The following is a 12,993-nucleotide window of genomic DNA, read 5'->3' as shown; positions in this document are numbered from 1 at the left end:
GTCCCTCTAAAACCGTATAGCTAGCATAAGGGGGAAACTAGAATACATATCTGGTCTTCCCCCTTCTTTTTGGGAGGTGAACCATTTGACCGGGATTTCTTCACTAGCAGCCTATCAATTCAGACTTGCAGATCACTCCGCTTCTATTCGCAACTATATAGGAAAAGTAACTTTCACGACTTCGCCCTCCCGTAAGTATTCCTTCGTCTATATTCCCTACGGACAAAGTGCCAGTATGGTCATGCTGGATTATTTGCTCGCGAATCGGAAATCATTTTCCGCTGATTTTCAAGACTCTTTGCAGGATATGATCCGGAATGATACCAGCATGGCAAATCCTATGGAGCTAATCGTGGTATCCGAGCGCTCTCCTCTTAAGGAAGGTATGCTTCAGGACGAACCCTTGGATGCTGACCGGATTATCAAGCAGCCATTACAAGTCATACGTCGCGTACATTTATCAGATCGGATCAAAGCAGCAGGAATGGCTAAGCTCAACCCTGCTCAAATGTCTGTGCGTGTGCATAAGGATGAACTGCATATTGATTTGCCACCAGCATCGGCAAGCCGTTCTATTTCTACAGAAGCTACCGTTGGGAAAGAGAAACCTAGCGCAACACGGACTGAGCGATTCGCCGGAAAAAAGATGAACGAATGGTTCACGGGAGAGCGTTTTTCTACCTTAGATTTATTCGTAAACAATGAAAGAAGCTTGGCTGAGCGAAAGTTTTGGGCCTTGCTCTTTGTGCAGATGGAAAGAGAATACGCGACCAGATCGATCGCTCACCACCTATCTATTGATAGCAGTCTACCTCTTTCCAGCCGCAATAACAGACATGCCATGTTTACGGATTGGTCCCATTCTATTGGCGAGCGTCATTTTACCTTCGAGATGACCCGACACTTCGTGCAAGCCTTCCACCGGATTAAAACAAAGCCGACGAAGGTGCTTCGCGACATGGACTGGGCTTACCTCAAAGCCCGTCAGTATGACGCCTTGCTGCACTTCCTTCACCGTGCAAGCAGGATCGCTACGCAAGACTTAGCTATCCATCGCACTTCTACAGGTTTTCGAACCATGAGCCAAGGTGGCTCCATTTTACAGAATCGCGACTGGGGCTATCGAGATTTCACTCGTCTTCTCACTCTAGATTCCTATTCACCAACAGGCTTCCGTCCGTACCATAATGACTTGTTTATTAATCGCTCTCGACTCCACGCTGCTCGTCCCTATCAATCGCCAGGCACACTCATGACGGAATATACAATCGGTAATCGAGACGTGGTTTCGGAACTCGCTATTCTCCTGTCACAGCTTTCTGGAACCCGAACGATTCAAACAGATGCTTCACTCTTGACTTATCTCGAACAAGCCTCTCGACAAAACAGCCACCATCTGTTTATCCCAAATCCCCTCTCTGATTCTCTGCGCGAAAAAGTAACTCAGCTCTGGATTCCTCAGCCTTTTCAGCTCGGAAAGAAACACCTTTCTCGCCCTGCTTCAATTGTGACGGATGACGTTCGCGCAGATCGCCAGCTCATGCGTGCTACTCATCTCTGGGAAAAGGAACGCGCCATCGATCTTAGTGGGGGCAAAGCACCTAAGCCATCTTTTTATCAGGATGAGGATGACATTTTCGCCCTCTTGGAAAATATGCGACCAAGTCTCCTGGCTGAAGATATGGTCTTCGCGACCATCTTACGGTTACTGCCCGCTCATCTTTTAGAGGATATCCTCGCCTCTAAAGAATTTCCTTCCCACCTGATGGACGACATGATTTTTGCCTCGCGCCTGACAGATGGTCAGAGTATTTTGGAAGCACTCATGGAATGGGCGCTGACCAACAAGACTTTCGATGCTTTCGTGGATGAGGAATTTTTGGAGGGTGTGCGGACGCGGGTTCAGGCATTGATCGAATCTGAGGTCATTTTCAGTAAAACATTGCAAGACAGGGCTGGCATTCTTTCCTTTGAGACATGGGAGTCCATCCGCCCGAATGAAGTTCTCTCGCATTTGGAGGAGGACGGGGTTGCAGGAAAACGGGAAGGATTGCTCTCTTCCACGGTGGAAGAGGTGGAAATCACCAGCCAAATGGAGGCAGCTCCTGCAACTATTGCCGAAGCACTCGTTGGCGAAGATGTATTCCGTCCAGTCGAGCTGCAAATTGAGCATCCTTTTGGTTACATGGAACCCGATCCGTCCTTTTTATTCGACGAGCATACCGCTCGTAAATCCGCTCACGCCAGCGATCTTGACGAATTGCCAGTCACCGCACTGCTGCGCAGTAGAATCACGGAATTGTGCAGCGGCTATCTCTTCGCTACCTCCCCGCATGAACGAGCTAGTTGCCTCGTCGATTTATTCGATGTGGCAGAAAAAAGTGCGCGTGATGGGGAACTGCAAGACGATGAGTGGCAAAAGTATGCCAAGCTCGCGCTGGAACAAACGGTATTGCATGAGCAACTAATTGCTTATCAGCCGGAAGCAGCAGCTCATTTGATCGAATCCATCCTCAGTTACAAGCAACCAGATCAAGCTGTTATCAACGCGGATTGGGTAGCCAACAACCAAGAGCGTGCTACCTCGCTTCTCACCCAAATCATGGGTAAAAAAGAACTCGCAGATGCTGTCATCCTGGAATACTTGGCTGGCCAATTGGATCGAGGAAAAGGTCATATCGAGCAGCCATTACTTTCCGTTCGCGACTACAAGAGTGCGTGGGCAGATCGTATAGAAGAAATAGGACAAAGTTTGGTCTACGACTACTCCAACGATGTACTCGAAGCTGAACACGATCCAGAGCATTGGTCAGGTGGCTTTTCCGTTCCAGAAGCTTACGATCCTCACGATCCATTCAATGCGTACTATCCATGGACGACGGATATGAATGCACTCGCACTGGGACAAGACAACTGGACTCGTTTTGGTTCTGGCACATGGGAGCATAATCGCGACCAAGGCACTTTTACCCATCCAAAAGGCTCCAGTGGCATGAGCGGCTACATTCGAAACGACTTTACCTATTCAGACTATCAGTTTGAGGTCGATTTCAAAGTCGATGAGCCCACAGATGGAGACAGCGCTGGTATCGTGTTCAAATATCATAACGACCAGAACTATTGGATGTTCGTCGTCAGTGACGGAAGCGCAAGCGGTATGCCGCGACCCATGCAGCTTTTTAAAGTAGAGAATGGCAGATCAACTATGTACTCTACCCCGATGAACCCGTTTGCTTGGGAAAAAGAGAAATGGTATACGCTTCGTGTTTGGGTTACAGGCAACCGCATCCGTGTCTGGGTAGATCATAACCTGCAATACGATTTTACCGATTAGAGGTGATCATTTTGGGTCATACGTTTGGCATTTTTTCTAAATCAGTGGGCAACGTCACATTCGGAAAAATACGCTCCTCATTGGTAGAGGGCGCATTCCACCCGAATCATCCGGACAATCCGGACAGCCCCAACCGTCCTCGCGCAGAGGATCGTTACGCTGGATATCAGAATCCGCTACTAGGTGATCCCGGCAAGGGTCAGATTGGTCGTTGGCAGACGGTCAATCTCGACTCTCTCGAAAGCATGATCGATCAGATGATTGAGCAATTCGTCCGGGACAAAAATTGGTACGCCAAGGTTCGTTGCCGTGAAGCGCTGTGGAATATGTATCGTCGCCTGGAATGGTGGGTCAACCAGCAAATCGATCCGCAAAAAAACGACTACCAGCGCGCCCTGCTCATGGTACGAGATTGCATTTACAAAATCCTGAAAAACGCTGAGCAGCCGGATGGAACCCATCAAGATGTTTCGCTGCCTGTTTGTCCGGCTCCTTACTATCATCACTTTAGCGGCTACTATCTCAATCATTACGATGCCATCAATAAAGAAGTCCCGACCTTCGATATGCGGACTCTCCCGCTGTCGGATAAGTTTCACGGCTTGTTCCGTTACGTTTCCTCGACGGAAGATCAGGAATGGAAAATGGTTCACTCTGTCGGCACCAATGAGATGGCGGGGAACGAAAATATCATGAAGCTGGATGTGGCCACTCTCAAGCATGGCAACTCCAGCAAAGTGACTTTTCAATGGCGCTTTAAAAAGCAAGGCTTTATTCGTTTTAAGTACATGGCTAGCACCGCTCCTGGCGATGGGTTGCTGTTTTTTATCAACAACAATCAGGTTGGCGGGGAATGGAATCAGAACAGCAGCTGGCAGGAAGCGAAGTTTCACGTCAAGCCTGGGCAGACGTACAAGTTTGATTGGTTTGTGCGTCGGATGAGTGATCGCCGGTTTGGGGAAAATGCCGTTTATGTTAAAGATGTGGAGTGTGTTGAGGTGGTGCAGAGCTTGGATGAGCAAACGCCGCCGGATGTGGATACGTTGGGGAATAAGGCTTTTGCCGATCCCAAATGGGAATGGCTGACCAGATCAAGTAAAAGCATCATGACGACTTACTATAACGGTGAAGTGACCGAGGATATCAATGGGAGAGAAGTCGCCATTTCACTTGACAACGAATGTGACGGTGTTTTTTCTTGGAGTCATAAAATGGGAAGAGTGACTCCACCCTATCAATTCGATGTTAACACCTTTTTTGATGACACTTTTCAGCAAAACGCTATGCATGGTAGCGGCCTGCATGGAAGTCACGCCTCTTCTCATCACGGCCCTCCATGGTCACTAGATCCCTATGAACACTATTCTGAAACCAAATCTGGTGATGCCAACATTACTTACAATGTTCACGTAGGAGATAAGACGACAGTCGACGTAAAGGGCGAAGTTGAAATAATCTGCCCTCCGCTGTCGGTCGATCATTACAATCCGCAAGTTATCTCAGATTTGGACGCAGATACAGCACACTTCTCTTTTTCCGGCGTAAACGTTTGGAAAAGGTGGTCTCATCCCGATTTCAATATGCAAGCATTGGTAATGGAAGACCCCATCCGTCAAGGGATTGGAGATGCATCAACCACCGTTACTCTTTTTGACGATGGCTGGTTTGAATTTGATTATGCTTGTGATTTTCGTCCCTCTGAATTGCTGGAGGTGCTGGTTAACGGGGAGCAAGTGCTTGTGTCAGCCTCTACCACAGAGATTCAATCAGCAAAAATACCTCTTACCAAAGGCACTCATACGATTACCTTTCGAGTGACAGACAGCTATACAGAAGAGCCTTTTCGAGCTGAAAAGAGCACAGACTTTGATTACGATGATGATTCCGAAAAAATACGCGGCCGCTTCGGAAGCTATATTTCCGTAGATCGCTCCAATGATTGGGAATTCAACCGGAGTAAAAAGATGGCAACCACTGCTGAGAATCGGGCAGAGATAGATTACCAAGTGAAACTGAACCCAGGAGCTTCACTGAATTTTACTGAGAAGGTTTTACTGGAGCCTGCCATTGATGTAACAGACTTTGACCCGGATCGAACCAAATACGTTCGTATCTTTTCAGAGGATTTCAATTCAGGTGACGAACGTTGGAGCAGAGATATAGATGTCCGGGATAACTGGAAATGGGTAGACATTTACCAGCTCTATCATCCTGAATCGAACACAGGCGATATTGATGATGGCGTATTGATGGTCAAAGATCAGGATGGAACCACAAACCGCGTTTATTTGCGTGATATTGAATTGAAGAACCCTGGCTTTGTCCGCTTTGAATATGGAGGAAAGTACAGTCGTTATGAATCGTTGAAGCTATATGATAACGGCAAACTGATTTGGGAAGGAAACGAAAATCACGAAGCAGCCGTAGGTCTTTATCGGGAAGTTGCACTCCCTGCTGGAAAGCATTCTTTGAAATGGGTTTACGAGGATTTGGAAGAAATCGAGGTAGAGGTAGGATCTGGTTCAGGGGCTGGAGGCAGTGGTTCAGGAGGTACTGACGGCTCTGAAGAACTTACCCCGGAGGAAGGGGGACAAAAATGTTACAAGGCTGGGATTAAGAATCATGACATCGATTATTCCCTTTACGATAGTGGATTACCTAGTAGTATCACAGGAAAAATGTTTTATAAGGGACATGAGCAATCAAAAAATGGTGGGATTGTCACTCGGGAAGTAACTGCTCCTAGTTTTGCCTCTTATACCTATTCCGAGAAACTTAAAGTTTTTGGGGGAACAGGCATACCGAATAACGCTCCTTTAAAAGCTACTCTCGATTATAGTGAATTGAAATTAGATTCAAATCTGAAGATGATAAAGGGATATCCCGTTTTATTTACAGATTCAATCCAACCCGGTCAAAAAATTAAACAAACTATCACCTTCACTGGCGGCGGTTTTATGACATTTCGCTTTCAATGTGCTTCACTCTTTAGGGGGAAATATAGCCGGCGGCGTGGAAGAACTCTCACATACGAATATGAGGGCCATCGTGCATCCTTTGAGATGCGATTATCTTCTAGTCTAAAAGATGACGGTGAGATAATATGGGACACGACCAAAAATGAAGGTAGCTCTCGAAATTATGAAAACATAGATTGGTCAAAATCTACTCCGGTTACCGAGGAAGCCAAAGGAGAAAAACCATTTGGAAAATGGTTTTTGCATCTAATTATCTACGATAAATACGAAGACCACGACAGCGTAGACTATGATTTGCAGTATGTTGCTATCAACAATCTGGAAATCACCGCCACACAAAGCTCTAACGGAGGAACGGATCTTTATGACACGACACAAGTAAAAATGGAAGTCATCGATAAATCCACAGGAAAATCAATAGGTAAACCATACCCAGCCTACTTTAACAGTGTAAGCTCCTACAATAAAGCAGAGAGAGAGCATCCGATACAGCTAATCATTCCACCAGGTAAAACCTATCACATCCGATATACACTTGTAAAAGGACCTGGAACTAAGGGCGGATTACACAATAATGGCGGATCTTTTCAACTGTCTAAAGGAAATTTCAAAGAGAAATGGGAAGATTATTGTCACGACTCCACCGGACATTACTACCCCAAAAAAGAAACCCCTTATACCGGAACTCCCCCGACCCCACCTGCTAAAGAATGGGTAATCCCTCCCGATTCCTGGTGCTGGCTAGATGCCATAGAAGTATGGGAAAGTCCTGATCCTGTTCGTTTATGCAAAGACACGAGATTGCGTGTCAGAGTCTATGACGAGGATTCCGACGAATTGATCTCCGAGGATGAATACGATGGTGATGACGAGCAATTAATCGAAGTTGCATTAAACAACAATACCCCGGAAGCAAAAAGGTACAAAGTCAATTACCGATTTTTAACGAAATGCGACGACATGGTTTCCCTATCGGACGCACATGTGCAATTGGAAGATGTGAAGCCTCTCGACAAGTCATCCTGTACCGTCCTCGGATTCAAGGTCACCGAGAACACCGCTATCTGGATGGGTGGCTGTAACGGAAGCAAGATGCATTTGAACGTGTATGGACAAAACGGAGCATTGATTCATTCACAAACCTTCCTGGAAGAAGGCAAGCAATCCTTTAGCCTCGCTTCTCTCCTGCCTACCCCTTCCCCTTCCTATCGCTTTGAATTCATCACCGAACAAAAAGGCACAACTAGCGCCGTCACTGGCAAAGAATACAAGACAACATTCCGAATGAGGGATTTCCAAGCTATAGAAACATGGGAGCTGATTCCTGAACCTTTCAACTCCAAACTCGAATTTTATATAGACAACGTATTAATGGACACCTTCACACAACAGGGCGGCTTCTATGATCACTACTACCCTGTCGAAGCAGGCAAGCATACGTATAAGTGGAAATTCATCGCGCAAAGCAGTGGACAGGTCTGGGATGCTTGTGAAGTAGACTACATCAAACTAACCAACTGGATCTGCGACAAGGTCCTGGTCACCCCCTACTGCGATCCCGGCAGCGGAGACAAATGCATCGAAGCACTGATCAAATGCTTGCTCGCGATCTGGAAACAACGCCCTGAGGCATGTGTGATTGGCAAACGAATATGGCTATTTACGTAAGGAGGTACTTCTATGAGTGTAGTTTCTCGGCGTAAATCGGGGTTCATCTTCGAGGATTCTTTCGATTCTCTAACCCTCGATTCCAAGTGGAACATGACACCAAATGATTCTTCAAGGTGGTCGCTGACTGACGCACCAGGCTCGCTCCGTTTAAAAGGCGGAGCTGAGCCACTTCAACTCTTTTTAGATTCACTGACACCCGTGAAACAATTCGTCCTCGATATGAAAAATTCATACAATCCGAAAGCTTCTGGAAGCACAAGCGGATTAACTGTTTTCATAAACCACAATGACTTTTTCCACGTAGAAGAATATTACGATGCATCGCAAGGCACTGCGAAAACCTTCCCCTGGCTTCGGTTAATACGCGACTACAATACCTACACCGCTTATTGGTCCGAGGACGGAGCCATCTGGCACATCATCGGTTCGGAAGAATTCAATCGCCTCGCCCCCAAAATCGGTATGTTTCTCAACAGCAGCGCTACAGACGACTATCTGGACATTGAACACGTCCGCGTTTTCTCCCTCCCCACTCTCACAGTTTCAAACCTCTCCCCCGGCACCCGCGTGGAGCTGCTAGGTTCCACAGGAGCCACTGTCGACTCCAAAACGTGTCGGACAAGCCAAACATCCATTCAATTTGATTTGACTCAGCATCCCATTCCTTTCACTGGCTCCCTACGTATTGCGGAAGCTGACGGAAAAACAACGATTAGCTCCAGCGACCAGATGGTAATGTGGGGCGGAGATGAATACGACTTTTCCCCCTCCCCCACCCTCTTTTTTATCGATGGTGAAGGAAATGAGGTCCCTCTGCAAGACAACACGGAGGAATTTCTCGGTCATATGCTCCAAGGCCAGTACAAAGAAGTGAAAATGATCGCCCGAAACACGATGCATCATGGAACTTTTACAGGTATCCAAGGCGTTCTCACCTCCTATGCAGGTACGGATCAGTACAAGCGGCTAGTAGATGTCGCCACAGACAAAAACGGTGTGCCCGGCACGTGGGGCGATTCCTTCACCCTGCCGGATACTGCGGCAGGAAATGAACAAGTTTTCTGGACGCGGATTTCCCGAGAAACCGATCCAGCACTCGTTGATAAAACGACGCATGTCCATTTCGGTCTCAATTTGTCCGCCGTTTATACCAAATAAATCGAAAAGGAGCTGAACGTATGTCGGTCAGAATCACCCGAACAGGCACCGAGGTCGTCAAGGATCATAACGAATTGGCCAACAAGGGCAAGCGTACCCACGCTGAAATTGACTCCTATCTCCAGGAGTTGGATGATGCCAGAGAAGATAAACCGAGCTTAAAGGATAAATTCCGTGAGCTAAAAGACAAAAACGATGAACAGGATCGTCAGCTTGATGTCGTAAAAAGTGATGTTTCTACCTTTCAAACGGGGCTGAATACGTTATCGTCAACGGTCAGTGCGGCAGAAGCGAAAAATCAGACGCAAGATCTCCGTCTTTCGCAAGTCGAACAAAAAAACGCACAGCAAGACCAAGCCATTCTAAAGTTGCAAAGCGATGTCTCCTCTAACCCGAACGCCGAGGTGGTCGCTGCACGCCGGGATCGGGATGGAAGAACTTTTCCCAGTCTGAAAGCTCGGCTGGATGACATGCAGGGGAAGATTGGTACGGGGGGTGGCGGGGGAAATAACGGAGGAGCCTCAAGCAGCTCCTTTGATTTGCAGACCCCAATCAATATTTTAATGAATACCTTTCGTGATGCGGAAACACATAACAGATCCGCCTATCGTCAAAACAACATGTATGTAGATGTATTTAGCGATTCCTCAGGAATTGATACCGAAAAATCGTCTTCTTTTGGGATTATAAATGGAACTGTCTTACCCGGGCTTCACGATACAAACATCATCATGTCCAGTCCAACTGAACCCGCCCCTTATCATGTATCCTCTTCTAGTGAGACGTCTGGTTATCCCGGATGGTTGGGAATCAACGGAGTATTAACAGATTACTATTATTCAAATGGAGTGACTCCTCCAGTAGAAGGTCATTGGTGGCAAATTGACTTTTCCATCCCCAAAATTATTACTAAGCTCGCAATCAAACCTTGTAGAATCTCCAGTGGACAGTACAGTTTGGCCTCGTTTACTCTTCAAGGTTCACACGATGATACGAATTGGACAGATATTTACGCAGGATCTCATGTAAACACTGATTCAGAAACAGAACACAACTTCACCAATACTACTGCATACCGCTATTACCGCATGGCCAAGCTTCGCAGTCATCGCAGTGCAAACCCGGTGATTTATACCGGTTGGCACGAGATTAAGTTCTATGAAATTATTGACGCTGTTACTCTCGTGACTAAAGCAGTTAATGTTGGCCGCTCTCCAAAGAAGATTATTACGACTGCGGAGTATACGGACGCGGTCACCTTCGACCTGACTCTTGATGGAACAACTTGGGTAAACAACATCGATTTAAACAAGCTACTCGATACCTCTTCACTAAAAGGTACAAACCTCCAAATACGAGCTAACATTCCAGCTACAGGCAGTTTAAAATCTTTAGGATTTACTTGGTATGACGATAGCATGCTAGTCGAGATGCCAGGTAATGAAGGAGGAGGTAACGATCGTAGCAGCACCAAACCGTTAGTAGACGTCGTAGCCGCAACTAATATTTTGCGTAATGCTTATCGGACTTTGGAAAGTACGAATCAAGGAGCATCTGTTCGGCATAATTTGTATGCAGATGCATTTGTAGATTCATCTGGGGTCGATGTGTCTAAGTCAGAAGCATTTCAAATACGAAATGGAAAGTTTACCAAAACTACTGGAGTACCTTTCAGCTGGAAGGATCTAGGTGTTCAAATCGCTTCATCTACTGGAGATTGGAATAATAGTAGCACTGGTTTTAGACCTTACAAATCAAATAGTACTACCCCAACCTATGCCGTTGAAAAAATCGCAGACGATAATGCTATTGCAACACCAGGTGGATATACTGATTACTGGCTTCAGAGTGGTACAAGTGCTGACTTATTCATGAAATGGGTAACACCTGTACAAATATATAAAATCATTCTTTGGATGAATGGTAGTTTAGGACAAAACGGACACGATTATTGCGATCATCAAATTTTTGTAAAAAATCCATCAACAGGTAAATGGGAGGCAGTTACTCCAAGGATTAATCTCGCTTCCAAAACAGATAAAGGAGTATATGGTGACGGTTCATGGCACTACCCTGTCAACCTAGACTATCCTATTAATGAAGTCAAAGTAACCGTCTGGAATAAAAGCTCGTATATGACTGTCACTGAAGTACAAATCCTGCAAGCCTCAGATGAAAATCCTGTCATGTTTTCCAAACCGATTCCATTGGCAAAGACTCCGACCCACCTTGTACTGGATGCAGAGTACGAAGGAAACATCAGCATTGATGTGTCACTCGATGGAGGAACTACGTTCACAGCTGCTGTTCCTCTGAATCAGCTAGTTGATTTAAGCACTTTCCTACCAGGTACATCTCTTGTCATACGCGCCAACCCGAGTGACAAAGCAGTCCTCCATAGCATTGGATGTATTTGGTATGACGAGGACACCCTCCCCACTTATACAGATACGGTAGGCGGAAGTTCTGGAGGAAACGCCCCCGGTAATAGCGGTACTAAAGTAGAGGTAGATCCTTCGCTTGGTTCTATCCTTTTGTACGATACCATCGGCCTCATCACAGCCAATTTCAGAGCTGCTGAAGCTCTCAATCTCCCCAAATACACCTCTAAAAATTTGGTCATTGACCCATTTCAAGACGACTCAGGTATTGATAAAACAAAGTCTTCTGGCTTCATCATTGAACAAGGTGAAGTCAAACGTATGGGACATAACGCAGTTAAAGGCAAGACTTACAATCTAAATCCTATCCCAGCAAAAGATTATCCAGATAATACACCAAACTCAAAACTAACTGATGGTAAAGCAGGAAAAGACGGCTCGGCTGCCGATTATCTTGATGGCTCATGGATTAGTCAGTTAGGGATTCCTGGATCAATTTCTACGGTAGACTTTGACCTTACCGTTCCAGAAATAATTAATCGTGTCAAAGCCATGTTTTGCGAATATCAAATATCAGGAATTTTCTTCCCTCCGAATCTTTACGTTTACGGATCAAATGACAACATTGGATGGACACTCCTTTTTAATCAACCAACAGGATTAAGTGGCAATGGTATTAGAAAATGGGTTGACTTTTCCTTCATGAACTCTACCCCATATCGATACTACCGCGTAGGCTATTCTATTGGCGGTACGGGAGAGAACCAAAAACATTTATTTGTAAATGAGATAGAGTTGTACTCTACTGGTCCCATTACTCTCTATACAAACGTTGAATCGCTTCCTGCGGAACCTAAAAAAATGATTGTTGTAGCTGAACACCAAGGGCAAGTCACCTACGATCTATCTGTAAACGGCGGAAATACCTGGTTGAACAACATTACTCTCGATAAGTTTTTGGAGGTAACTGGTGGGAAAGAAGTTTGCATTCGTGCTAATCTCTCCGCAGACTCCACCCTATTATCCTTAGGTTATGGATGGTTCGATGATTCAGTCGAATTCATTAAGGTCACACCGGGAAGTGGCAACACCGGATCAACCGGGTTTCCTATGATTCAAGTCAACAAATTCGGAGTCATAGCCTCCCCTAACACACCTGAAGAAGTAAGCATAACCATCCCCTATACTTCCGACTACAAATTACCACCTACTGAGGTTTTGAAATTTGCCCCTGGTGAACAGAATTACACCCGGGAGATAGCAGCCTTTTCTAAAAACGAAGCATCTAACTTTGACCATGACAGTTATATGAACTTGGATGGCACGTTACGGCTTAAAACCGACTATTCGATTGAATTGACAGAAGACGTAGTGCTTCCATCCGGTAATAGTGTGTACTCATTCACTCTTGATGTGAAACAATACTCGAGTATTGAGAAAATCAAGGTGAATTGAATATGAAAGCTATTGT

Annotated in this window: 4 protein-coding genes; all 4 read left to right on the top strand. The window is 45.8% G+C overall.

Going from position 1 to position 12,993, the window contains the following annotated elements:
* The first annotated feature begins 76 nt into the window (after positions 1 to 76).
* The 4 genes from C7R93_RS23370 to C7R93_RS30770 are packed head-to-tail and all read left to right on the top strand — an operon-like array spanning position 77 to position 12,977.
* Complete coding sequence (locus C7R93_RS23370) at positions 77 to 3,334, top strand: 3-keto-alpha-glucoside-1,2-lyase-like domain-containing protein (RefSeq protein ID WP_244191642.1); 3,258 nt, start codon at positions 77 to 79, stop codon at positions 3,332 to 3,334.
* 11 nt (positions 3,335 to 3,345) lie between these two features.
* Positions 3,346 to 7,980 (top strand): hypothetical protein, encoded by a 4,635-nt coding sequence (locus tag C7R93_RS23365; RefSeq protein ID WP_106841063.1) that lies wholly within the window; start codon positions 3,346 to 3,348, stop codon positions 7,978 to 7,980.
* Between the two features lie 12 nt (positions 7,981 to 7,992).
* On the top strand, positions 7,993 to 9,141 hold the full coding sequence (locus C7R93_RS23360) for a beta-xylosidase family glycoside hydrolase (RefSeq protein WP_106841062.1): 1,149 nt from the start codon (positions 7,993 to 7,995) through the stop codon (positions 9,139 to 9,141).
* 20 nt (positions 9,142 to 9,161) lie between these two features.
* Entirely contained in the window at positions 9,162 to 12,977 is a 3,816-nt protein-coding gene (locus C7R93_RS30770; RefSeq protein WP_244191641.1) for a discoidin domain-containing protein, read from the top strand.
* Positions 12,978 to 12,993 lie beyond the last annotated feature (16 nt).

The organism is Brevibacillus fortis (assembly GCF_003013395.1).
Taxonomy (GTDB): Bacteria; Bacillota; Bacilli; order Brevibacillales; family Brevibacillaceae; genus Brevibacillus; species Brevibacillus fortis.
The sequence above is the reverse complement of the archived record's forward strand: the minus strand, read 5'-3'. Positions and strand labels throughout refer to the sequence as shown.